The following is a 21,930-nucleotide window of genomic DNA, read 5'->3' as shown; positions in this document are numbered from 1 at the left end:
AGACTAGTGATCAATGACTTCCATAGCAGCCTGGAAGGCCGCGTTGGCGGCAGGAAGGCCACAGTAGAGGGCTGAGTGCATGATTATTTCCTTGATTTCTTCCACGGTAACACCATTGTTAAACGCCGCCCGGACGTGCATCCTGAATTCGGCCTCGCGGTTGAGCGCAATGAGCATGGCCAGCGTAATCAGGCTCCGCGAATGGCGGGGCAGGCCGGGCCGGGTCCAGATGTCGCCCCAGGCGTAGCGCGTAATAAAATCCTGAAAGTCAGCCGTAAACGGGGTTGTATTGGCGGTGGCCCGGTCTACGTGCGCATCGCCCAGTACCGCCCGTCGGGTTGTCATACCAACGTCGTAGAGGCCTGCGCTGGTTGGGCTTAAAAAGGACAATAGGGCATCGGCAAACGCATCCGCCGCTTCGATGGCCGACAGGTGGGCTGTTTGCAGCGTCCGCAGCAGGGCATCGGGGATTTGTTCGGCGATGAACTGGCCATCGGCCACGGTGGTAACGGGGTCCTGTTGACCCGCTATGACCAGCGTAGGGACGTTGATCCGGCTAATGGCATCGCGCAGATCGGCGTCGCGCAGGGCCGCACAGCAGGCGGTGTACCCATCGGTGGCGGTCTGCCCAATCATGGTCAGCAACTGCGCGGCCAGGGCGGGGTTGGCTGTGCGGTATGCTTCGGTGAGCCAGCGAGCCAGGATAGACGGAGCCAGGGCTTTTACGCCATTTTCCTGCACGGCCTGTATGCGCTCATGCCAACCCTCGATGGTGCCGATACGGGCTGCGGTGTTGCACAAAACCAGTTTATGCAACCGGTCGGTATGGTGAACACCCAGCCACTGCCCGGTCAGCCCACCCAACGACAGCCCGCAAAAAAAGACTTTGTCAATAGCCAGCGCATCGAGCAGGGCAATGACATCTCCCCCCAACTGATCGAGCGTGTAAGGTCCCGGCGTCACCTCCGATTGCCCATGCCCCCGCGTGTCGTAGCGCAGGATACGAAAATGGGGTCGCAGCCGGGGCAACACCCAATCCCACATGCTCAGATTAGCTCCCAGCGAGTTGGAAAAAACCAGCACAGGGCCAGTTTGCCGCCCGTCGAGTTGGTAGTGAAGCATTATGATTGATGGTTCTGATGGGCCGCCGATCGTTATGATTTTTATGATCCTACATGATCTTTCTTTAAATCATACAGGATCATAAAAATCATAACGATCGGCGGCCCATCAATTTTTGCTATTCGTTTTCATGCGCGCTGTATCTACTTCCAGGCCCGTCAGCAGGTTGTTGGCGTGATAGAGGTTGGCGGCGGTGAGTTTAACCAACTGCCGGATAACGGGCCACTCGCTATGCCAGGCCCCGGCGGCCCGTTCGTGGGGCTGAAGCATGCTCCCCAGTAAGGTGGCGACTAAAGCGGGTGTCTGGTGGGCAATGGCAACCATAAACGTAGCCGAGACCGGGTTACGCTTGTGCGGCATCGACGATGAGCCACCCTTGCCTGCTTCGGCCCGTTCGCGCAGTTCATCCACTTCTGTTTGCATCAGCAGGATCATATCGGTTGCTAGTTTGCCCAGCAGTCCGTTGAGCGTGCCGAGCGGCGCGGCAATGTCGGCTAGCCGGTCGCGCTGTGTATGCCAGGCGGGGGCATCCCCCAGTCCCAGGGCCTCGGCTACCTGTTTCCGGATGGCTGGTCCCTCGGTGCCCATCTGCGCCAACGTACCCACCGGGCCGCCCAGTTGCACCACCAGCCCGGTTTGCGCCATGTGTTCGAGGTGGGCGGCAGATCGGTTCAGGCCATCGAGCCAGCCCGCGATCTTATGCCCAAACATGATTGGTAAAGCATGCTGCAGCAGCGTACGACCCATCAGAGGGGTATTTCCGCAGGCATCAGCCAGGGCTTTTAATTGCCCGATCAGGTCGACCAGCGCAGTCTGAAGCAGCGGGAAAGCGGCCTTTAGCTGTAGCATCAAAGCCGTGTCGATCAGATCCTGGCTGGTAGCGCCAACGTGAACGTACCCAACCAAATTGGGGGTCAATAAGCCCACCCGTCGTTTTAACTCGTTCACAACCGGAATGGCCGGGTTTCCGGCCAGCTGTGTCTGTGTGGCAATCAGTTCGATGGACCAGTCGGTTTGGGCGCACACCTCATTGATGCGTTGCGCGGCGGCATCGGGAATCAGCCCAGCGGCCGCCTGCGCTGCTGCCAACGCCGCTTCGACCGCCAGCATGTACCGCAGTTCGACCGTGTCAGCAAACAGGGCTTCAACAGATGGGGTCGTAAAAATCGAGTCGGCTAGCATGGTTAGATGGCCCCGCAGCGGCGGACCTATTCACAGGTCAAAAAATACGGTTTCATTCTCACCCTGCAACCGGATGTCGAACTGGTAGGTGTCGACACCAATTTGGTTGGCCAGTAACGTAGTGCGCCGTTCAGAGGCAATGCTGTTCAGCAGCGCATCGTGGGCATTGGCTTCGGGTTCGTCGGCGAAATAAAGCCGTGTATAGAGCGTCCGTAGCGAGCCGCGCATCATCAGGATCACGTTGACGTGGGGAGCATCGCCGGTCACCGTTGCTGTGGGCTTAAACGTGGTAAACGTAAAGCTATGGTCGGCGGTAGTGCCTGTTCCCAACCGCCCAAAGCCCCTGAACGTACCCGGCCGACGGGGATAGTCGATGACGTCGGGGTGCTGCGGCTCCGGTTGCCAAAATTCAACCACCGCATCATTGACTACGTTGCCCGCCCCGTCGAAGATACGACCGGTTAGTATGATTTGTTTGTCGCGGTTCGTGTCGGCCAGGTGCGCATCGAGCAGGCTGCTGTAGTCGTAGCCATACTGGCGGGCCGTGAGGCTGTAGGCAAAAAACGGCCCAACGGTTTGCGAAGGTGTTAACAGCGGCGGGTTCATCGGTCAAAAGGGGTTTGGGTACGGCCGTTGAGCACAATAGTAAATTCATAGGCAAGGGCAAATTCGGCCTCCGTCTGCTCCATCCGAAACTGGGCAATTAGCCGTTCGCGGGCCTGCACGGGCGTCGACTGAAAGATGGGGTCGTAGGCAAACAGCGGGTCGCCGGGGAAGTACATCTGCGTCACCAGCCGCTGATCGAGGAAATGCCCGAACACCGAAAAATGGATGTGATTGGGTCGCCAGGCGTTGTAATGGTTGCCCCAGGGGTAGGCCCCCGGCTTGATGGTGTAGAACGAATAGTGGCCCTCGGCGTTGGTCAGCACCCGGCCCGCACCCAAAAAGTTGGGGTCGAGGGGAGCATCGTGAATTTCGGCTTTGTGAATGTACCGACCCGCAGCGTTCGCCTGCCAGATTTCGAGCAGCGCGTTGGGTATCGGTCGACCCGACTCGTCGAGCACCCGGCCAAATACCCTGATTCGTTCGCCGATGGGTTCGCCGTTTTTGCGGGCGTTTTTGGTCAGGTCGTTATCCAGTTCACCCAGGCACGACTCGCCGAAGACGGGCAGGCGCAGGTTACGCAGGTGGTCGGGCACCAGCAACAGGGGCTGTGTTGGGCTGCGCAGGATCGTAGACTTATAGTCCGGGTACAGGTGGGGCGGGTGCGTTGCCGAAGCGGTCATACGGTAGAAGGACTGTCAACAGAGCAAAAGTAAAGGCATTGGAGGAACGCCTTTTGGACGAAGCAGCAATAAACAGAGACAAATCATACATCCTGCGCCACCGACTACCCGAGCCATGAAGGCCTCCCTCCAGAATTACGATGGCCTCTACGGCGACCATTACCCCGCTATCTTACCCGATTTCGTGCATATCGAACGAATCGAAGCCCGTAGCCTTCAGCATAAATGGCTCATCAAACCGCATATCCACGCACAGCTGTTCCAGCTCTTTTGCATCGAAACGGGCAGCGGCACGCTCTATACCGAACGGGGCGACCTGTTGTTTACTAGCCCCTGTTTGCTGCAAATTCCCGACAATACCCTGCACGGGTTCAACTACTCGGCCAACACAACCGGCATGGTGCTGACGTTGTCGTCGGCGTTTGTGCAGCAGGTAGTCAGCAGCCTGCCTTTTCTCGACAGTGGGCATAACGATCTGCATATCATTGCTTTACAGACTAATAAAACCTGGTTTACTTACCTGAAAATGATCCTTATCCGGTTAAGCGACGAAGCGACGGATAACCTGCCGGGCCGCAGTACGGTCATTAATTCGTTGCTTACGGCCCTGCTGACCGACCTGTTCAGGTACGTAAATGGGCATCATACGGTAGATACCACCAACCGAAACCGCAGCCTCACCCTCTTCCAGCAGTTTCAACAGAGCATTCGGCGTAGTCGCAACCCGCAAAAAAATATCAGCCAATACGCTGACGAACAGCACATTACAGCGATACATCTAAACAGAGTCTGCCGGAATTTAGTCGGGAAAACGGCCATGCAGGTTGTCTATGACTATTTTCTGACGGAGGCCCGCGGCTACCTGACCCACACTGATTTTACGGTGGCCGAAATTGCTTACCAACTGAATTTTGGTGACGCGGCCTATTTCTCCCGCCTGTTCAAAAAGTACGTCGGCCTGTCGCCCAAAGCGTTCCGCAGAAACGGCGTAGCCGGGCCAGACAACTAGCGGCATCTTAGACAAACCAAACATGGGTGCGGCTACACGGCGGCTACCAGGCCGGCCAGCGCCTGCACCAGCGGGGTAGGTTGGGTGGCCTGATGAATCAGTATGTGCCGAATGAGAATTTGCCGGAACGGACTTCCGTCGGCGTTCATAATGGGCATGGCCAGCAGGTTGGGTTCCTGCGCTAAATTGAGCGAAGCCGGAACAAACGCAATGCCTTTGCCGAGGCTTACCAGGCTTTTCAGCAGGTCGAAAGAAGGCACGATCTGCACAATGTTTTTTTCCCGGTCCACCTCTGCCGCCCGGCAAACGGCCTCGAGCTGGTCATAATACAACCCGGCATCCTGCCCATGATCCACCCATTTTTCGCCCCGCAACGCCGCCAGCTGAACAGCCGCCCCACCCGCCAGCGGATGATTCCGGCTCATCAGGATTCGGTATTCTGTGATCGCGTAAGGTTTGGCCAGCAGCCCCTTATGCGCCAGGGGTAACACGGTCAGGCCCATGTCGACGCGGTCATTGGCCACCCATTCCTGCACCTGCAGGGCCGTTGGGAGTTCAACAAGCTGAATTTTGAGCAACGGAAAGTGCGTGGCAAACAGATCCAGCATACCCAAAATACGATGGGGCAAAATCAGCTTAAACACAGCCAGGGTAACCGTCTGTTGGCTCGACCCAACGCGCCGTACCTGCTCAATGGCCCGCTGGCTGGCCTGCACAATCTGCCGGGCGTCGGTCAGAAACAGGGTGCCCGCTTCGGTTAGCTCAACCTTCCGCAGTTGGGTACGTTTCTTGGCAACGAACAGTTCGACGCCCAGTTCGCGCTCCAACGCCCGAATCTGCTGGCTAAGTGCAGGCTGCGAGACAAACAATTTTTTGGCTGCCCGCCCAAAGTGCAACTCATCGGCTACCCCCATAAAATACCGTAGCTGTCGTAGTTCCATACTGCCCGTTTGCTGCAACAGCTAAAAGTAAGCCTAATAAGTTTTTCTTATCGCCTTATAACAAACTGGTATTGGACTTTACCCACCTTTTTCTGCCTTTTTGTGAGGATAAACGACAGGGTACTCTATGGAAAAGTCTGTTCGGTCCTCACTACGGTCGGCCTGGTATGCCATCTTCATTCTGACGCTGGCCAACATTTCGTCATTCATAGACCGGCAGATTCTCAGCCTGCTTGTGAAACCCATCAAGCGCGATCTGCACCTGAGCGATACCGAAATGAGCCTGCTGATGGGCCTGAGTTTCGCCATTTTCTACACCCTGTTTGGTGTCCTGATTGGCCGGCTTGCCGACCGCTACAACCGCCGGAATATTGTCATTGTGGGCATTACCGTCTGGAGCCTGATGACCAGTTTTTGCGGCGGCATCCGGACGTATTCGCAGTTTTTTCTGGCCCGTATGGGCGTTGGGGTTGGCGAGGCTACGCTGTCGCCTTCGGCCTATTCCATCATTGCCGACTATTTCCCCAAAAACAGGCTGGCAACGGCGCTAAGCGTGTTTTCGCTGGGTGTTTTTCTGGGGTCGGGGCTGGCCATGCTCATCGGATCGGGCATTGTGGCGGGGTTACCTACGGCGGGGCTGGTGACGGTGCCGCTGCTGGGTGCCGTTTTTCCCTGGCAGCTCATTTTTCTTTACATCGGTTTGCCGGGACTGGTGGTGGCGGCGTTGCTGCTGACCATCCGTGAACCGGGCCGTACCCATACGCTTCAGCACCAGGGCGAGGTGGTTCGGCCATCCCTTGCCGAGTCATTAACGCTGATTTTCAGGCACCGCAGGGCCTATCTCCTCATCTGCTTTGCCACCGCCTTCGGGGCGCTGGTCAACTACGGATGCAATGCCTGGATTCCCACCTTCGTGGCCCGCACCTACGGCTGGGAGGTGCCCCGCGCCGGTGCCTTCTACGGCGCCGTACTGGTGGCGTCGTCTATTTCGGGTGCGCTCTTCGGTGGCTGGTATGCCGACCGGCTCGTGCGGCAGGGCATCGCCGACGGCAGGCTACGCGTAGGGTTGCTGGGTGGGGTGGGCTGTTTGCTGGCGGTGGTGCTGCCGTTGCTACCCCGCGCCGAATGGGCATTGCTGGCCGTTTTTGTGCCCAGCTTCGCGCTGGCGGCTCCGTTTGGGGCGGCTACGGCAGCCATTCAGGAAATCATGCCCAACCAGGTGCGGGCGCTGGCTTCGTCTATCTTTCTCTTCATCCTTAACCTCATTGGCATTGGCTTAGGCCCCACGTCGGTGGCTATTTTCACCGACTACGTCTTCCACGACGAAGGGGCCATCCGCTATTCGCTGATGCTGCTGTTTGCCATTGGCGGCATCATGACGCTGCTGCTCACCTGGCTGGCCCTCAAGCCCTACCGTAACGCCATGCTGCTCACCATACCAGCCGAACAGGCCCTATCCCAATAACGGTAAACGCAACATGACAGCTTTCCTTCAAACTGCTATTCAGGGTGCCGTGCTGCTGGTGAAGCTCAACCGGCCCGACAAGCGCAACGCCCTCAACGATGAGCTTATTCTGGGTATCGAAGCCCTGTTTTCGGCCATTCCCGACGGTATCCGTTGCGTGGTATTACGGGGCGAAGGGCAGCATTTCAGCGCCGGGCTGGACCTTTCAGCCCTGACCGAACGCAACGCCGTGCAGGGGCTGCACCACTCGCGGATGTGGCACCGGGCGCTGGACCGGGTGCAGTTTGGTACCGTGCCCGTCATCGCCGTGCTGCACGGGGCCTGCGTGGGTGGCGGGCTGGAACTGGCCGCTGCCTGCCACATCCGGGTGGCCGAAAAAAGCACGTTCTACGCCCTCCCCGAAGGGCAACGGGGCATTTTTGTGGGCGGCGGCGCTTCTGTGCGCGTGCCCAAACTCATTGGCCTGGCCCGCATGACCGATATGATGCTGACGGGCCGCGTCTACACCGCCGACGAAGGCGAACGTATCGGTCTGGCGCAATATCTGGTGGAGAACGGCGAAGGACTACCGCAGGCACTGGCACTGGCCCAGACAGTAGCGGGCAATACGGACATGACCAACTACGCGCTCATGCACATCCTACCGCGCATTGCCGAGTCTCCGCAGGAGCAGGGGCTGCTGATGGAATCACTCACGGCCGCCATTGCCCAGGATGCGCCCGAAGCCAAAGCCCGCCTGCAGGATTTTCTGGCTGGCAGAGCGAAAAAAGTAGGCGAATAAGCCTGGCCGTCTCATCCGCGATCCATACATGACACAGACAGCAACGTTTGGCCCCATTGCAACCCGGAAACTGACCCGCTCCGATGGATCTATACTGATCCATTCAGAGCAGGCCTTACAGCCATTTCCGCAGACCATTACTCAAAAGCTCATGCATTGGGCCGGGCACACCCCCGATCAGCCGTTTTTGGCCCGGCGGAACGCGGCTGGCTGGGGGCAACCGCTTACCTATGCCAACACCCTGAGGCGTGTTGAAGCCATTGCGCAGTACCTGCTCGACCTGCAATTTGCCGAAGGGGATACCATCGCCATTTTGTCAGAAAACAGCCTCGAACACGCCCTGCTGGCCCTGGCGGCATTGCACGTTGGTATTCCGTATTCGCCTATTTCGCCCGCTTACGCACTGACCTCCGGCGATTTTAGCAAACTTCGGCACACCCTTACGCTCCTGGCGCCGAAGCTGATTTTCGCGCAAAACGGGCGCGAGTACGCCCCCGCACTGGCCATGGCGCGCGGCCTGTTTCCAACGGCCCGACTGGTATCGGTGGAGGAGCCGGTAGCGGTTTCCTTCAACGACCTGCTTGCCACTACCCCTACCACCGCCGTTGCCAAAGCCCACGAGCGCGTCACGGGCGATACAGTTGCCAAAATCCTGTTTACCTCCGGCTCAACGGGTTTGCCCAAGGGCGTCATAAACACCCACAGGATGTGGTGCGCCAATTTGCAGCAGATCACGCAGGCCTTTCCCTGCCTGGCAGCCAAGCCGCCCGTATTCATAGACTGGCTGCCCTGGAACCACACGTTTGGGGGAAATCATAACGTTGGCATGGCCCTCTACAATGGCGGCACCCTGTACATCGACGACGGCAAGCCAACGCCCGATGGCATCGAAACCACCGTTCAAAACCTGCGTGAACTGTCGCCAACGGCCTATTTCAACGTGCCAAAGGGGTTTTCGATGCTCCTCCCCTATCTGGAGGCTGAACCCGATCTGCGGGCTACGTTCTTCCGCAACCTGCACTTCCTTTTCTACGCCGGGGCCAGCCTTGCCCAGCCTGTGTGGTCGCGGCTGGAAGCATTATCCCGCGAAACAACGGGGCGGGTGGTACCCATTATTACGGGGCTTGGCTGCACCGAATCGGGACCGTCGGCCTTGTTTGCCAACTGGCCGGGCAGCTATTCGGGGCTGCTGGGCGTGCCGGTGGCGGGGCTGTCGGTCAAGCTCGTGCCAGACGGCAACAAGCTGGAAATCCGCTACAAAGGTCCTAACGTAACGCCCGGCTACTGGCAACAGACCGCAGCCACGGCCAGCGCGTTTGACGAGGAGGGGTATTACAAAACAGGTGATGCCGTCCGGTTTGTCGACGAAACAGACCCCGACAAAGGGCTGCTGTTCGACGGGCGAATTGCCGAGGATTTTAAGCTCTCGACGGGCACCTGGGTGAATGTGGGTATATTGAAAGCCAGTGTATTAGCGGCAGGCTCGCCCGTGGTGCAGGACGTCGTGCTGGCCGGCCTGGACCAGGAATACGTGAGTGCCATTCTGTTTCTGAACCCGCAGGCCTGCCAGCAACTGGCCGACCTCCCGGCCAATACCCCGCAACGGGTTGTGTTTCAGCACCCGGCGGTGCAGCAGTTTGTCGATGCGTTGCTGGCCCGGCTAAACCAAACCGCCACGGGCAGTGCCAACCGCATTGCCAGGGCCATTGTGGCCCTCGACCCGCCTTCTATTGATCTGGGCGAAATCACGGATAAAGGCTCGCTCAATCAGCGGGCTGTTTTGCAGCATCGAGCCGTGTTGGTTCAACAACTTTATACCAAATGATGGCACACGTAAGAAAGATACTTTTCGCTTTGTGGCTGCTCGCTAACAGCACAATGGCCCAATCGGTGGTCAGGATCGATTCGGGGGCTATTGCTGGTGCCCGCTACCGAATTTTATTTCCGCCCAACTGGCAAAAAAAGCTGGTTATGTACGCCCATGGCTACGACTTTGTGGGCAGCAGGCCCCTGCAAAACCAGAATCCCGATTTCCTGGTCCGCATGAAGCCTTTTCTGGATCGGGGTTTTGCCGTGGCCGCCTCCGATTACCAGTACCAGGGGTTTGCCCTCGCGCAGGGCGTAGATGATACGGAAGCCCTGCGACAGCATGTGGTCAAGACCTACGGCAAACCCGACACCACGTTTATAGTGGGCCACTCCATGGGTGGGGGTATCGCGCTGGCGACACTCGAAAACTTCGGCAATGATTACGCCGGTGGCCTGCCCCTCTGCCCGCTGTCGAGCCGTCCGTACCTGCAATGCCGCAAGGAGTTCGATATGTACGCTACGTTTAACGGGCTGTTTCCGGGTGTTGTCACGCCGCTGACGGCTATTTTCGACTTATCAAAGCCTTACCAGGCGCAGGACGTACGGAAGATGATGGCGCGGGCGCAGGAAATCAGACGGGCCATTTTCGCCAAAGATTCGGCGTTGGCGGTGGCATTTGCCCGCCGGTTCGACCTGAAACCCGACGACTTGCCTTTTACGCTTTTTTTCAATGAAAACGTGCTGCGCGACCTGGCCCAGAAAGCCAAAGGCAACCCCTTCGATAACACGAACACGGTCTACAGCGGCTTCCCCGACAACCTGCTGGTGAACCAGAAAGCCGAGCGCCTGGCGGCAACGGCAAATCCCGATCGGCTCTTCAAAAAATATGACCGCACCGGTACAATCAGCAAACCCGTGTTGCTCGTGCACACCCTCTACGACCAGTTGATTCCGCCTACCTACGGCGTGGTCAACTACGAAAACATGGTGCACCAGCAGGGCAAAGACGCCTTTTTTACCGTCAACTACACCAACGGGCAGGCCCATTGCGCGTTTACCCCAACCCAGACCACCACCGCCTTCGACGCCCTGCGGCGGTGGGTAAAAACCGGCACCAAGGCCAGCCCCGGCTTTATTGACTGAGACCCAGACAAGGTTAAACCCAGCACCGCCATTACGTCCAGACACCCGCAACCAGACCCTTATGAAACCACCCTTTCGCGCCGACCACGTTGGCAGTTTATTACGAACCCCCGCCGTAAAAGAAAACCGGCTTCGCTGGAAAAAAGGCGAGATCACAGCCGCTCAACTTCGCGTTATTGAAGACGCGGCGATTGCCGAAACCGTCCGGAAAGTGGAAGCCACCGGCATGAAAGCCATCACCGACGGTGAGTTTCGGCGGGATTATTTTCACCTCGATTTTTTGAAAGAACTGGCCGGCGTAACGGTCACGGGTGGCATCGAAGCCAAAGTAGCCGGCGACGGATTCACCCCGCCTACCCTGAGCGTGACGGGTAAGCTCACCCACCAGCACGACATTCAGGTGGCCGATTTCAACTACCTCCAGTCGGTGGTGAATCAAACGCCCAAAGTCTCAATTCCGTCGCCGACGATGGTTCATTTTCGGGGTGGGCGCAAGGCCATCGACATCCACTCGTACCCGGATATAGACGAGTTTTTCCACGACCTGGCCACGGCTTATCGGCAGGAAATAAGCCAGTTATACAAGGCCGGATTGCGGTACCTGCAACTCGACGATACCAACCTGGCTTACCTCTGCAACCCTGCTATGCGGGCGGCAGCGGCTGAGCGGGGTGAAGACCCGAACGAACTACCCCGCACCTACGCCGCCCTCATCAACGCGGTGATCAACGACCGGCCCGACGACCTCACGGTGGGTATTCACCTGTGCCGGGGCAACTACCGCAGCACCTGGTTTGCGCAGGGAGGCTACGAGCCGGTGGCCGAAACGCTGTTCAACGCCATCAACGTAGACGCTTATTTCCTGGAGTACGACGACGAACGCAGCGGCGATTTTGCCCCGCTCCGGTTTGTACCCAGAAACAAAATGGTGGTACTCGGCCTTGTTTCGTCGAAATTGCGTGAGCTTGAAACGATGGATGATCTGGCCAAACGCATTGACGAAGCCGCCCGGTTCGTGCCGCTTGAGCAGCTGTGCGTTAGCCCGCAGTGTGGCTTTTCGAGTACCCACCACGGCAACGAACTCACCGCCGACGATCAGTGGCGGAAGCTGGAACTGGTTGTCAACACAGCCATCCACGTATGGGGCAAAGCCTGAGCCTGTTAAACCCAATGGCATGAACGAGATACCAGAGAACGCGACCCAAACGGCTATCATGGCCAATGGCCGTTCGTTTAGTTACAACGAGCTACAAACCGCGGCCCAACGCTTTGCCCGCGTGCTGCTGGGCAACGGGGCCGATCTGGCCGGGGCGCGGGTGGCGTTTATGGTTACACCCGGCTTCGATTACGTACGTGTGCAGCGGGGCATCTGGCTGGCGGGGGGCGTTGCCGTGCCCCTCTGCACCACGCACCCGCTGCCCTCGCTGACGTACGTCATCGAAGACACACAGGCGGCCATTGTAGTGGTGTCGCCTGAATTTGAGTCTGTTTTAGCAGCCTATGTTCTGGAGCATGAATTACGACTGGTGGTACCGGGCAACGACGACCTAGTGACGGTGGGCGTGTTGCCAACGGTGCCGCCCAGCCGCCCCGCCATGATTTTGTATACCAGCGGCACCACCAACCTGCCCAAAGGCGTGGTGAGCACCCACGCCAACATCGACGCGCAGGTGTCGATGTTGGTGGATGCCTGGCACTATGCCCCCACTGACCAGAGCCTATGCGTACTGCCGCTGCACCACGTTCACGGCATCATCAACGTGGTGACCTGCACACTCCGGGCGGGCGGCACGGTGGCATTTATGCCCCATTTTTCGGCGCAGGGCGTTTTCGACTGGTTTCTGGATATGGCCCAACAGCCGCGCAGGGGGGTGTTTATGGCCGTGCCAACCATTTATTTTAAGCTCATTGCCCACTACGACACCCTGCCCAACGACCAGCAGCAGGCGCTGACAGCGGCCATGACCACCTTCCGGCTAATGGTGTCGGGGTCGGCGGCGCTGCCGGTTTCGGTGATGGAACGCTGGCAAACCATCAGTGGCCACCGCCTGCTGGAACGCTACGGCATGACCGAACTGGGTATGGCCATCAGCAACCCCTACCGGGGCGAACGCCGGGCGGGCCATATCGGGCAGCCCCTGCCGGGCGTGACCGTCCGGCTGGCCGACGAGCACGACAACGACGTGGCACCGGGCGAAGCAGGCGAAATCCAGGTGAAAGGCGCGGCTGTTTTTAAGGAATACTGGCAGAAAGCAGAAGCCACCAGAGCCGCTTTCACAACAGACGGCTGGTTCAGGACCGGCGACGTGGCGGTGCTCGACGACGGCTACTACAAAATGCTGGGTCGCAGTTCCACCGACATTATCAAGTCGGGTGGCTACAAAATTTCGGCGCTGGAGATTGAAGAGGTATTACGCACCTACCCGCAAATTGAGGATTGCAGCGTGGTGGGCCTCGCCAGCGATGAGTGGGGTGAACTGGTAGCGGCGGCGCTCGTAGTCGGCCAGGAGGCCACCCTGAACACCGACGAACTGAACCGCTGGATTCGCGACAGACTGCCCGCCTATAAAGTGCCACGCCGGTATGTGATCGTGACCGAACTGCCCCGAAATGCGATGGGGAAGGTGACAAAAAATGACCTGAAGACCAGCTTCTAAACTCAATTTTTTACCCAAAACCACTGCTCCCATGCTCATTCGAGGTGTTGCCCTGTTAGCGGGCTGTTATCTGACCGGTCAGCTGCTGGGCGAAACGCTGGGTCGGCTCCTGCACACGAACGCCAACATTGGCGGGGTGGGTTTTGCCATGCTGCTGCTCATCTTCGCTCAAAACTGGCTCGAAAAACGTGACCGATTCCTGCCGCAGATGCAAAGCGGGATTCTTTTCTGGAGCAACCTGTACATTCCCGTCATTGTCGCCATGTCGGCTACCCAAAACGTGCGGGTGGCCTTGTCGAGTGGCTTCACGGCGCTGTTGGCGGGTGTTGTGCCGGTGGCGTTGTGCCTATTGTTTCTGCCTCTGTTGTCAGCCGCCAAACCACCCGTTGAAACACCCACCGAATGGACTACATAACGACCCTGCTTGTCAAAAACGGCCTTATCGTAGCGTTTCTGGTAACAGGGCTGCTCATGGTTGTGTCTGACGAATTGTCCCGAAAGCTGACGAGAAGCAAAATTCCCGGCTCGGCCATCGCTATTTTTCTGGGCCTGTCGATGGCTTACGTTGGCGGACTGCTTACGGGCGGCAGCAAAGGCATCGCCGATATAAAAGCACTGAGTGGTTTCGAACTCATGGGCGGCTCCATGCTCCGCGACTTCGCCATCGTGTCTACGGCGCTGGGTGTCAGTTTCGCCGTTGTTCGCAAAACGGGTATGGCCGGTGTGCTTTCACTGCTGATCGGGGTGGTGTTCACGTTCAGTTGTGGGGCCGTCATCGCGTATCTTATGGGCTACAGTGACGCCAAAAGCATCGTTACCATCGGAGCCGGCGCCTGCACGTTCATTGTCGGGCCGGTTACGGGGGCCGCCGTCGGGGCATCGTCCGATGTGATCGCCAACAGCATTGCGGCGGGCCTGGTCAAGTCCATTCTGGTCACCATCGGCACTCCACTCATTGCCCGGTCCATTGGCCTCAACAACCCCTCAACGGCCATGATTTTCGGCGGCCTGATGGGTACAACAAGCGGGGTAGCGGCGGGCCTGGCGGCCACAGACCCCAAACTGGTACCCTACGGCGCCATGACGGCCACATTTTACACCGGCTTAGGCTGCCTGCTTTGTCCATCGGTCCTGTACCTGCTGGTGGCAGCGCTCGTTGGCCATTAATGTACTTTCCCCATGATCGACCTGCAAAAAATCGTCGCCATCGACGTACACACGCACGCGGAGGTGTCGTGCTGCCAGCCACACGATGACTACCGCCCGGAGTTCGACGAGGCATTTGCCCGGTATTTTAAGTCCGACAAACGGCCCACGATTCAGGAAACCGCCGACTATTACCGGGAGCGGAACATGGCGTTTGTGATGTTCACCATCGATTCGGAACACGAAACCGGACGGCGGCGCATCCCAAACGAGGAAGTGGCTGAGGGGGCCGCCAACAACCCCGACGTGATGATCGCCTTCGCCAGCATCGACCCGCACAAAGGCCGGATGGGTGCCCGCGAAGCCCGGCGGCTGATCGAGGCGTTTGGCGTGAAGGGATTCAAATTCCACCCCACGGTGCAGGGCTTTTACCCCAACGACCGCATAGCCTATCACCTCTACGAAGAGATTGCCGGACACAACCTGCCGATGCTGTTTCACTCCGGCCATTCGGGTTTTGGGGCGGGGGTGCGGGGCGGGGGTGGCCTGCGACTGGCTTACTCGAACCCGATTCACCTGGACGACGTGGCTATTGACTTCCCCGACGCGCCCATCATTATTGCGCACCCGTCGTGGCCCTGGCAGGATGAAGCCCTGTCGGTAGCCATGCACAAGCCCAACGTTTACATCGACCTGAGCGGCTGGTCGCCGAAGTATTTTCCGCCACAGTTGGTGCAGTATGCCAACACACAGCTTAAAAACCGGGTGCTTTTTGGCACCGATTTCCCACTCATCACCCCCGACCGCTGGCTGAGGGACTTTGAGAACGCCGGATTTAAAGACGACGTGAAACCCCTGATTTTGAAGGAGAACGCTATCCGAATGTTGACCCTAGCGCCCTAGAAACGCCCATGCAGTCGGCCTACTTAATTGCACCAAAACGCATTGCCATTCAGGAGGCTCCCCTGCCCGAACCGGGTGTTGGCGACGTGCGCGTGAAGCTGAAACTGGTTGGCATCTGCGGCTCCGACGTGCATCTGTTTCTGGGGCACAGGCTGCTCGAACGGCCCGGCATCATCGGTCATGAGGGGCTTGGCTACGTCGACAAACTGGGGCCAGGCGTGGTGGGCCGGGCGGTTGGCGAGCGGGTAGTCATTGAACCCAATATTCCCTGTGGTAACTGCCGCCAGTGCTGGACGGGTAAAGCCAATACCTGCGGCAACAAACGCACGATTGGCCTGAATGAGCCGGGGTGCTTTGCCGACTACGTCATCGTACCCGTCGACTTCTGCTGGACCATTCCCGACACCATCAGCGATCAGGACGCCGTGACGGTTGAGCCAACGGCGGTGGCCCTGCACGCCCTGCTGACGGCGCAGGCCAAACCCGGCGATACCATTGCCGTAATCGGGCTGGGGGCCATTGGTTTGCTGGTCACGCACCTGGCGCTGGCCCTGGGCTACCGGGTGCTGGTGACCGAACTCAACCGCGCCAAAGTAAGCCTGGCCGAAGGTTTGGGGGCGCTGGCTGTTTGCCCGATGGGTACGCCATATGAACAAAGCGATACCCTGGCCGAAAGCTGGCTACGGTATGATGTCCGTACGGTATTTGAGTGCGCGGGGGCGGCGCTAACCGCTTCACTCGCAACGGCGGCGGCACCGCGTGGGGCCGAGATTGTGCTGGTGGGGCTGTCGGCCAAACCGGCTACCTTCACCCCCCTCAAGCTCACCCGCGAGGGCATCACCATCGTTCCCTCCCTTATTTACGACCACCCCGACGATTTCCGGCGAACGCTTCGGTTGATTGAGGCGGGCGTGATCCAGCCCGGCTTCATTGTGTCGGGCTATGCTCCGCTCAGCGATCTGCAGGCGGCTCTTGACTCGGCGGCGCAGGGCGAAGCAAGTAAGCTGGTGATTGACCTGACCCTTAACAATAGCCATGACCCCTACCCTACCTCCCACGGACCTGAAAAGCCTGATTGACCGGCCAATGAGCTCGTTTCAGGTGCTGATTGTTGCCATTTGTTTCATCCTGAACATGAACGACGGCATCGACGTGCTGGTGGTATCGTTTACCGGCCCCGAACTGGTTCGCGAATGGGGACTCTCGAAAAGCGAACTGGGTTATGTGTTCAGCGCGGGCCTTGCGGGCATGACGGCGGGGTGCCTGTTGCTGGCTCCATTCGGCGACAGGCTGGGTCGCCGAACCCTGTTTATCATCTCGCTAAGCCTCATTACCAGCGGCATGGTGCTGTCGTCGCTGGTAACGGCCTACGGGCAGCTGCTTGCTTTTCGGGTGGTAACGGGGCTCGGTATTGGCGGTATCCTGCCCACGCTGGCGGCGGTGGCGGCCGAATTCTCCAACAACAAACGGCGCGATTTCAGCGTCGGGCTGGTGCAGGCGGGTTGGCCCATCGGCGCCATACTGGCAGGCTACTTCACGATCTGGGCCATTCCGCAGTTTGGCTGGCAGTCGGCGTATCTGGCGGCGGGTGCCTTGTCGGGGCTGATGCTGCTTTGCATTGGGCTGTTCATGCCCGAATCCCTGGCCTTCCTGACCGAACGGCAACCCAAAAACGCCCTCCACCGAACCAACGCCCTCCTCGCCCGCATGGGTCACGCGCCCATTGAAGCCCTGCCGCCCGCCCCTGCCCACACCACTGTGCCGGTCAGCGAACTCTTTGCCCCGGCCTTTCGGGCGGCCACGTTCCGATTATGGACCGGTATTTTCTTCGGGTTCATGACCCTCTATACCCTTATGAGCTGGGTGCCTACCCTTGCCAAAGATGCCGGTATGCCCTTCGATTTGGCCACCTACATCGGCACAGCCCTGAACGTCGGTGCCTTTGGCGGAAGTTTCGCGCTGGGGGCGCTGGTTGTCCGTTTCGGCCTGCGGCGGCTCATTCTCACATTTATGGTTACGGCTTTCTGTATCATGCTACTCTACGGCAACCTCACAATGGGGTATGGCCTGATGTTTGGCATGACGTTCCTGATTGGTTTTTTCGTGCAGGGTGGCTTCAACGGATTTTACCCTGTGCTGGCGCGTGTCTACCCGGCCAGCATACGGACCACAGGCGTGGGGATGGCGGTGGGCGTGGGGCGGCTGGGGGCTATTCTCGGACCTGCCCTGTTCGGTGCGCTGTCCGACGCCGGTTTAGGCAAAGCAACCCTGTTTTTCCTGTTTTCGCTACCACTGCTGGTAGCAGGCGTGATGGCGTTCACCGTTCCCTCGAAAGAACTACGTTGACTGGCGGACTACGCTTGATGGGCCGCTGATTGTTATGATGCATTATGATCATAAGCATCATAACAATCAGCGGCCCATCATCACTTAGTCAGAAATCCGCTTGATGCCAGCCACTCACCAAACCGCTCAATCCAGCTGTCGGAGGGGAGCTTTTGTCTGCGCATACCAAATCCGTGCCCGCCTTTGGCATACATGTGGAGTTCGGCGGGCTTACCCGCGGCAATCCAGTCGGTGTAGAGTTTGGCACTGTGCGGGGCCAGTTTCAACTGATCGTCGGTGGCGGCACAGACAAACAGGGGTGGCGCATCGGCGGGTACCACCTGTCTGGCAATAGCCCCTGTGCCCAGGTAAGGGTAGATCGGAGCCAGAAAATCGGGACGATTAGCCGGGGTATAGTCAAACCCAACGCCCATGGTGACGGTGCCCCCCGCCGAGAAACCCATCAGCCCGATTCGATCAGGGCGCAGGCCAAATTCGGCGGCATGGCTCCGCACATACTCCATAGCCCGTTTGCCGTCGGTAATGGCAAGGGGAACAACGGGGGCATTTTCAGCATCGAGTTTTTTGCTGTCGCCCATCTTACCCATTAGCTCCGCCACAGGGTCGGTGGTCAGGCTATGTATCAGCCTATATTTGAGCACAAAAGCGGCTACCCCTTTGCTGTTGAGCCACTTAGCTACATCTATCCCTTCCGAGTCAATCGAAAGCGTATGAAATCCGCCACCGGGAGCTACCACCACGGCGGTGCCAGTAGCCGTAGCCGGGTCAGGCAAATAGGCCGTCAGCGTGGGGGTAGATACGTTATAGATGACCCGTGTCTGAAACAGATTTTTCGTGTTTTCGGCCTCCTGCCAGGTCCAGCTTTCAGAGCCGGGGGCCTTGCCGTCGTAGAGCGAGATAACACGTTGAGCTTGGGCAGTGGTCACACTGAGCAAGGCAACCAGGAGCAGGTACTTGTGCATGGGTAGCGTTTGTCTGGGGATATAGTTCGTTAATCAGTTCTCAAGAATAGCTACGGCCCGGCACCAGCCTGCGCTGCCACCTTTGATCTTGGCCGGAAAGCAACTCACCTTGAAGCCGTGCGGAGGCAGTTGATCCAGGTTCGCCAGCTTCTCAATCTGGCAGTACTCTTTCTCGCGCCCTACGTAGTGCGCCGCCCAGATCACCCCCGGACGCGGGTTGCTGAAATAGTCCTCGGCCTGAAGGTGCAGGGGTATGTCCCAACCCCAGCCGTCGGTACCCATCACCTTAATGCCCTGATCTATCAGCCAGTGCGTCGCTTCGGCGGAGGCTCCGACGTGGATTTTGACGAAATCATCGTCGTGCAATCGCTTATCGGCATCGCAGCGAATAAGCACGATGTCGAAGGGTTTGAGGGTGTAATTGATCGCGGCTAGTTTCTCCTGCACGTCGGCCACGGTGAAGCAGTAGCCGTCGGGTTTGTCGGTGAAATCGAGTACCACGCCATCGTTGAAAAACCACTCCAGCGGCATCTGTTCGATGGTGCGCGAGGGCTTGCCTTCGCAGGTGGGGAAGTAGTGCCAGGGGGCGTCGATATGGGTACCGGCATGGCCTGTGAGGTAAAGAAATTCGCCGGCAGGACCGTTGCCTTCCAAGAACACATCTTCCGAGGCTCCGCCAAACAGCTTGGACCCCATTTTCTTCGCGCCTTCCCTGTGATCCTCGTAGTCGATCCGGGTGGGCAGTGGCTCTTTAATATCGGTCGATATCGTTACGGATAAGTCAATGATTTTCATTTCGGATTGGGGATTTCGGATTTCGGATTGGCTTCGCTTCAACTTCACTACTTGGTTGGGCGATGCGGAGCCAATCCGAAATCCGAAATCCCCAATCCGACATTTTAAATTGGAGCACCCAGCGCACCTAGTGTCCGCCCCATCAACGCGCCGATGTTAGCTTCTTCGGGTAGCTTCCCCTGCCAGTCGAGTTGTTCCCATTCGCCAACCTGGGCCGACACGTCCACCACCATTTTGCAGCGTTCGTAGCGCCGGGCCATGTAGCGGTCCAACGCGGCGGAGACGGCATCACCAACGGTCAGTTCTTCGCCCAGCACCACCGCGTCTTCAATGGCTAGCCCGGCCCCCTGCCCCAGCTGCGGAATGGTGGCGTGAACGGCATCGCCCATCATCACGACCCGGCCTTTGTACCAGGGAGCAGGCATGAGCAGCGTTTCCAGCGGGCGATAAATAACCCCCTTCGGATCGGTGATCTGGTCCACTACGCTCGTAACCATCGGGGCTGAGTATTCGGCCAGCAGGGCACGCAGACGCGGCACCAGTTCAGTTTCGGGAATGAACGGGTTGTCGGCCCCTTCCGCCGATACCACAAACATGTACATGCTGCTGGCCGTCATCGGAATCAGGCCCGCTTTGGTCTGTTTGCCCATAAACATGTAGCCCGTCTCCAGTTCTTTCAACCGCTCGAATGCATACCGCCACACCGACTGGCCCGTGTAGCGTGGTTTGTGATCACCGAAAATCAACTTCCTGACGTGGGAGTTGACCCCGTCGGCCCCCACCAGCAGGTCGTAGTGGTCCGTGCTGCCATCGGTGAAGGTGACGCTAACGCCCTCATCGCTGTTGTCGATGGCCGAAACGCTCAGGCCCATGCGGAAAATGACGCCCGCCGCCTGCGCTCCTTCATGCAATACGTCGTGCAGAATACGCCGGGAAATGCCGTTATGCACCGGCAGACGACCCATCGGTGGGGTGCCGACTTCGGTGAAGGGGAAGCCACCCGCGCTGCACATCTTCACCTTGCCATAGGGTGATCCCCGTTCAATGCAGGCATCGGCCAGGCCGAGCGAATCGAGCGCCCGAAGCGCGTTGGAGGGCTGAATAATGCCCACCCCATAGACATCATACGCCTGACTTAATTCAGCCAGGTGAACCTCAAACTGCGCTTTGCGAAGGGCCACACCCGCCGATAACCCGCCGATGCCACCACCGACAATCAGTGCTTTTTTCATGATAGGATGGGCCGCTGATTGTTATGATGGTTTATGATCTCCTTTTTAAAAATCATAATGCATCATAAGCATCATAACAATCAGCGGCCTATTTACAAGTTTAGTAATGTTCCACAACAGGGGCGGCTTGGTTTTTCTGCCTTATTCATCTTGTCAGTGAGCTACACAACCTGATTGCGTAAGATGCCGATGCCCTCGATTTCCAACTCGACCACGTCGCCCGGTTCGAGCGGGCGGTGGACCGAAAAGGCGTTTTCGACCAGGCTGCCCCGGCCCACGGTACCCGACCCCAGCACATCGCCCGGCATCAGGTTGACACCATTTTCAGAGGCTCGCTCAATCATCTGCTCAAAATTGTAGAAGGCCGTTTTGTAGTTGCCTTCGCAGACCGTAACGCCGTTGATGCGGGTCTGCATAGCCACGTCGAGCCGGTCGGTGGGGCCATGCGGAAAGCGCAGGGGTTCGGGAAAATCGGCGGGGGTAATGGTGCAACGGTACTGCTCCATCTCGTCGGCGGTGACGATACAGGGTCCAATGGCGTTGGCGAAATCTTTGCCCTTGTGCGGCCCCAGCGGCACTTCCATTTCGCGTTTCTGAATGGCCCGCGCTGTCCAGTCGTTGAAAACGGTGTAGCCAAAAATGTAGGGACGTGCCTCACCGGCTTCGATGTCATGGCCTTTTTTGCCAATCACGCAGGCCATTTCCAGTTCAATATCCAGCCTGGTTTCGTTGGCGGGGCGCTTGATATCGTCGTCCGGGCCGTAGATCGCCTGATGGTTGGTGAAGTAGAAAATCGGCATCTCGTACCAGGCCGCACCGATGCTATGCCCAAACGACCGCGACGCGTTGAGCATGTGCATCTCGAAGCCAATGTAGTCGCGGAAGCTGCGGGGGTTAGGCAGCGGAGCCAGCAGACGTACCTGGCCGAATAAATACGTTGCCTCGGCTTCCTGCCAGCTATTTGCCCGCATAAGAGCCATGTACGCTTCATGCCCATCAATAAATGACAGCATGTCGGCGGGCAGTGCCCCGTTGCTGACGAGGGCCATATCGACCACACCGGTAGCCGTAAGCCAGCCCGCACGGGCAATTTTCTCAGGATTTTGGAAGGTGACGAGTTTCATGGGAAGGATTTGGGCGGTCCGCCGCTG

At 58.4% G+C, this 21,930-nt stretch carries 21 protein-coding genes; 12 read left to right on the top strand and 9 right to left on the bottom strand.

Going from position 1 to position 21,930, the window contains the following annotated elements:
- Positions 1 to 3: 3 nt before the first annotated feature.
- The 4 genes from pcaDC to pcaH all read right to left on the bottom strand — a co-directional run bounded on the left by pcaDC (position 4) and on the right by pcaH (position 3,590).
- Positions 4 to 1,122: a bifunctional 3-oxoadipate enol-lactonase/4-carboxymuconolactone decarboxylase PcaDC gene (gene pcaDC, locus J2I47_RS17095; RefSeq protein WP_207365812.1), complete on the bottom strand. Its 1,119-nt coding sequence runs from the start codon at positions 1,120 to 1,122 to the stop codon at positions 4 to 6.
- 108 nt (positions 1,123 to 1,230) lie between these two features.
- Positions 1,231 to 2,304, bottom strand: coding sequence for a 3-carboxy-cis,cis-muconate cycloisomerase (pcaB, locus tag J2I47_RS17090; RefSeq protein ID WP_207365811.1), 1,074 nt, complete (start codon positions 2,302 to 2,304; stop codon positions 1,231 to 1,233).
- Between the two features lie 30 nt (positions 2,305 to 2,334).
- Positions 2,335 to 2,910 (bottom strand): protocatechuate 3,4-dioxygenase subunit alpha, encoded by a 576-nt coding sequence (pcaG, locus tag J2I47_RS17085; RefSeq protein WP_207365810.1) that lies wholly within the window; start codon positions 2,908 to 2,910, stop codon positions 2,335 to 2,337.
- A complete protein-coding gene (gene pcaH / locus J2I47_RS17080) occupies positions 2,907 to 3,590 on the bottom strand; it encodes a protocatechuate 3,4-dioxygenase subunit beta (protein ID WP_207365809.1) in 684 nt (227 codons plus the stop codon). Before pcaH ends, pcaG begins: the two co-directional genes overlap by 4 nt.
- Positions 3,591 to 3,705: 115 nt before the next feature.
- On the opposite strand from pcaH, the gene J2I47_RS17075 reads away from it, so the two are divergent.
- A complete protein-coding gene (locus tag J2I47_RS17075) occupies positions 3,706 to 4,599 on the top strand; it encodes a helix-turn-helix domain-containing protein (protein WP_207365808.1) in 894 nt (297 codons plus the stop codon).
- Between the two features lie 32 nt (positions 4,600 to 4,631).
- On the opposite strand, the gene J2I47_RS17070 is transcribed toward J2I47_RS17075, so the two are convergent.
- Positions 4,632 to 5,540: a LysR family transcriptional regulator gene (locus tag J2I47_RS17070; RefSeq protein WP_207365807.1), complete on the bottom strand. Its 909-nt coding sequence runs from the start codon at positions 5,538 to 5,540 to the stop codon at positions 4,632 to 4,634.
- A 127-nt stretch (positions 5,541 to 5,667) separates the two neighbouring features.
- Between J2I47_RS17070 and J2I47_RS17065 the strand changes: the two genes are divergently transcribed.
- The 11 genes from J2I47_RS17065 to J2I47_RS17015 all read left to right on the top strand — a co-directional run bounded on the left by J2I47_RS17065 (position 5,668) and on the right by J2I47_RS17015 (position 17,790).
- Positions 5,668 to 7,005: a spinster family MFS transporter gene (locus tag J2I47_RS17065; protein WP_207365806.1), complete on the top strand. Its 1,338-nt coding sequence runs from the start codon at positions 5,668 to 5,670 to the stop codon at positions 7,003 to 7,005.
- A gap of 13 nt (positions 7,006 to 7,018) precedes the next feature.
- Positions 7,019 to 7,786 carry a crotonase/enoyl-CoA hydratase family protein gene (locus J2I47_RS17060; RefSeq protein ID WP_207365805.1) on the top strand — a complete coding sequence of 256 codons (768 nt, stop codon included), beginning with the start codon at positions 7,019 to 7,021 and terminating at the stop codon, positions 7,784 to 7,786.
- A 28-nt stretch (positions 7,787 to 7,814) separates the two neighbouring features.
- Positions 7,815 to 9,611, top strand: a complete 1,797-nt coding sequence (locus J2I47_RS17055) for a feruloyl-CoA synthase (RefSeq protein WP_207365804.1) — start codon at positions 7,815 to 7,817, stop codon at positions 9,609 to 9,611.
- A complete protein-coding gene (locus J2I47_RS17050) occupies positions 9,608 to 10,738 on the top strand; it encodes an alpha/beta hydrolase (RefSeq protein WP_229374707.1) in 1,131 nt (376 codons plus the stop codon). The genes J2I47_RS17055 and J2I47_RS17050 overlap by 4 nt, the downstream gene beginning before the upstream one ends.
- Positions 10,739 to 10,799: 61 nt before the next feature.
- On the top strand, positions 10,800 to 11,894 hold the full coding sequence (locus tag J2I47_RS17045) for a 5-methyltetrahydropteroyltriglutamate--homocysteine S-methyltransferase (protein WP_207365803.1): 1,095 nt from the start codon (positions 10,800 to 10,802) through the stop codon (positions 11,892 to 11,894).
- Positions 11,895 to 11,913: 19 nt separating this feature from the next.
- Positions 11,914 to 13,395 carry an acyl-CoA synthetase gene (locus tag J2I47_RS17040; RefSeq protein WP_207365802.1) on the top strand — a complete coding sequence of 494 codons (1,482 nt, stop codon included), beginning with the start codon at positions 11,914 to 11,916 and terminating at the stop codon, positions 13,393 to 13,395.
- Between the two features lie 31 nt (positions 13,396 to 13,426).
- Positions 13,427 to 13,810, top strand: a complete 384-nt coding sequence (gene madL, locus J2I47_RS17035) for a malonate transporter subunit MadL (protein ID WP_207365801.1) — start codon at positions 13,427 to 13,429, stop codon at positions 13,808 to 13,810.
- Positions 13,798 to 14,562 (top strand): malonate transporter subunit MadM, encoded by a 765-nt coding sequence (gene madM / locus J2I47_RS17030; protein ID WP_207365800.1) that lies wholly within the window; start codon positions 13,798 to 13,800, stop codon positions 14,560 to 14,562. Before madL ends, madM begins: the two co-directional genes overlap by 13 nt.
- Before the next feature lie 12 nt (positions 14,563 to 14,574).
- Positions 14,575 to 15,444 carry an amidohydrolase family protein gene (locus J2I47_RS17025; RefSeq protein ID WP_207365799.1) on the top strand — a complete coding sequence of 290 codons (870 nt, stop codon included), beginning with the start codon at positions 14,575 to 14,577 and terminating at the stop codon, positions 15,442 to 15,444.
- 8 nt (positions 15,445 to 15,452) lie between these two features.
- Positions 15,453 to 16,523 carry a zinc-dependent alcohol dehydrogenase gene (locus J2I47_RS17020; RefSeq protein WP_207365798.1) on the top strand — a complete coding sequence of 357 codons (1,071 nt, stop codon included), beginning with the start codon at positions 15,453 to 15,455 and terminating at the stop codon, positions 16,521 to 16,523.
- Positions 16,480 to 17,790 carry an MFS transporter gene (locus tag J2I47_RS17015; RefSeq protein WP_207365797.1) on the top strand — a complete coding sequence of 437 codons (1,311 nt, stop codon included), beginning with the start codon at positions 16,480 to 16,482 and terminating at the stop codon, positions 17,788 to 17,790. The genes J2I47_RS17020 and J2I47_RS17015 overlap by 44 nt, the downstream gene beginning before the upstream one ends.
- An 80-nt stretch (positions 17,791 to 17,870) precedes the next feature.
- On the opposite strand, the gene J2I47_RS17010 is transcribed toward J2I47_RS17015, so the two are convergent.
- The 4 genes from J2I47_RS17010 to J2I47_RS16995 form a co-directional block, all read right to left on the bottom strand.
- A complete protein-coding gene (locus tag J2I47_RS17010; protein ID WP_207365796.1) occupies positions 17,871 to 18,752 on the bottom strand; it encodes an alpha/beta hydrolase in 882 nt (293 codons plus the stop codon).
- A gap of 33 nt (positions 18,753 to 18,785) precedes the next feature.
- Positions 18,786 to 19,547: a cyclase family protein gene (locus J2I47_RS17005; protein WP_207365795.1), complete on the bottom strand. Its 762-nt coding sequence runs from the start codon at positions 19,545 to 19,547 to the stop codon at positions 18,786 to 18,788.
- Between the two features lie 104 nt (positions 19,548 to 19,651).
- A complete protein-coding gene (locus J2I47_RS17000; RefSeq protein ID WP_207365794.1) occupies positions 19,652 to 20,779 on the bottom strand; it encodes an FAD-dependent oxidoreductase in 1,128 nt (375 codons plus the stop codon).
- Between the two features lie 161 nt (positions 20,780 to 20,940).
- Positions 20,941 to 21,930: fumarylacetoacetate hydrolase family protein (locus tag J2I47_RS16995; protein ID WP_229374706.1), on the bottom strand; the 990-nt coding region annotated here is incomplete at its 5' end.

This window comes from Fibrella rubiginis (genome assembly GCF_017353185.1).
In the GTDB taxonomy this organism is placed as follows: Bacteria; Bacteroidota; Bacteroidia; order Cytophagales; family Spirosomataceae; genus Fibrella; species Fibrella rubiginis.
The sequence above is the reverse complement of the archived record's forward strand: the minus strand, read 5'-3'. Positions and strand labels throughout refer to the sequence as shown.

What these genes read in the sequence shown, in the direction of transcription:
- pcaB (WP_207365811.1), bottom strand. Translation starts at nt 2,304, where the DNA reads ATGCTAGCCGACTCGATTTTTACGACCCCATCTGTTGAAGCCCTGTTT.
- pcaH (WP_207365809.1), bottom strand. Translation starts at nt 3,590, where the DNA reads ATGACCGCTTCGGCAACGCACCCGCCCCACCTGTACCCGGACTATAAG.
- J2I47_RS17060 (WP_207365805.1), top strand. Translation starts at nt 7,019, where the DNA reads ATGACAGCTTTCCTTCAAACTGCTATTCAGGGTGCCGTGCTGCTGGTG.
- J2I47_RS17020 (WP_207365798.1), top strand. Translation starts at nt 15,453, where the DNA reads ATGCAGTCGGCCTACTTAATTGCACCAAAACGCATTGCCATTCAGGAG.
- madL (WP_207365801.1), top strand. Translation starts at nt 13,427, where the DNA reads ATGCTCATTCGAGGTGTTGCCCTGTTAGCGGGCTGTTATCTGACCGGT.
- J2I47_RS17040 (WP_207365802.1), top strand. Translation starts at nt 11,914, where the DNA reads ATGAACGAGATACCAGAGAACGCGACCCAAACGGCTATCATGGCCAAT.
- J2I47_RS17075 (WP_207365808.1), top strand. Translation starts at nt 3,706, where the DNA reads ATGAAGGCCTCCCTCCAGAATTACGATGGCCTCTACGGCGACCATTAC.
- J2I47_RS17025 (WP_207365799.1), top strand. Translation starts at nt 14,575, where the DNA reads ATGATCGACCTGCAAAAAATCGTCGCCATCGACGTACACACGCACGCG.
- J2I47_RS17065 (WP_207365806.1), top strand. Translation starts at nt 5,668, where the DNA reads ATGGAAAAGTCTGTTCGGTCCTCACTACGGTCGGCCTGGTATGCCATC.
- madM (WP_207365800.1), top strand. Translation starts at nt 13,798, where the DNA reads ATGGACTACATAACGACCCTGCTTGTCAAAAACGGCCTTATCGTAGCG.
- pcaDC (WP_207365812.1), bottom strand. Translation starts at nt 1,122, where the DNA reads ATGCTTCACTACCAACTCGACGGGCGGCAAACTGGCCCTGTGCTGGTT.
- J2I47_RS17055 (WP_207365804.1), top strand. Translation starts at nt 7,815, where the DNA reads ATGACACAGACAGCAACGTTTGGCCCCATTGCAACCCGGAAACTGACC.
- J2I47_RS17050 (WP_229374707.1), top strand. Translation starts at nt 9,608, where the DNA reads ATGATGGCACACGTAAGAAAGATACTTTTCGCTTTGTGGCTGCTCGCT.
- J2I47_RS17000 (WP_207365794.1), bottom strand. Translation starts at nt 20,779, where the DNA reads ATGAAAAAAGCACTGATTGTCGGTGGTGGCATCGGCGGGTTATCGGCG.
- J2I47_RS17015 (WP_207365797.1), top strand. Translation starts at nt 16,480, where the DNA reads ATGACCCCTACCCTACCTCCCACGGACCTGAAAAGCCTGATTGACCGG.
- pcaG (WP_207365810.1), bottom strand. Translation starts at nt 2,910, where the DNA reads ATGAACCCGCCGCTGTTAACACCTTCGCAAACCGTTGGGCCGTTTTTT.
- J2I47_RS17005 (WP_207365795.1), bottom strand. Translation starts at nt 19,547, where the DNA reads ATGAAAATCATTGACTTATCCGTAACGATATCGACCGATATTAAAGAG.
- J2I47_RS17045 (WP_207365803.1), top strand. Translation starts at nt 10,800, where the DNA reads ATGAAACCACCCTTTCGCGCCGACCACGTTGGCAGTTTATTACGAACC.
- J2I47_RS17070 (WP_207365807.1), bottom strand. Translation starts at nt 5,540, where the DNA reads ATGGAACTACGACAGCTACGGTATTTTATGGGGGTAGCCGATGAGTTG.
- J2I47_RS17010 (WP_207365796.1), bottom strand. Translation starts at nt 18,752, where the DNA reads ATGCACAAGTACCTGCTCCTGGTTGCCTTGCTCAGTGTGACCACTGCC.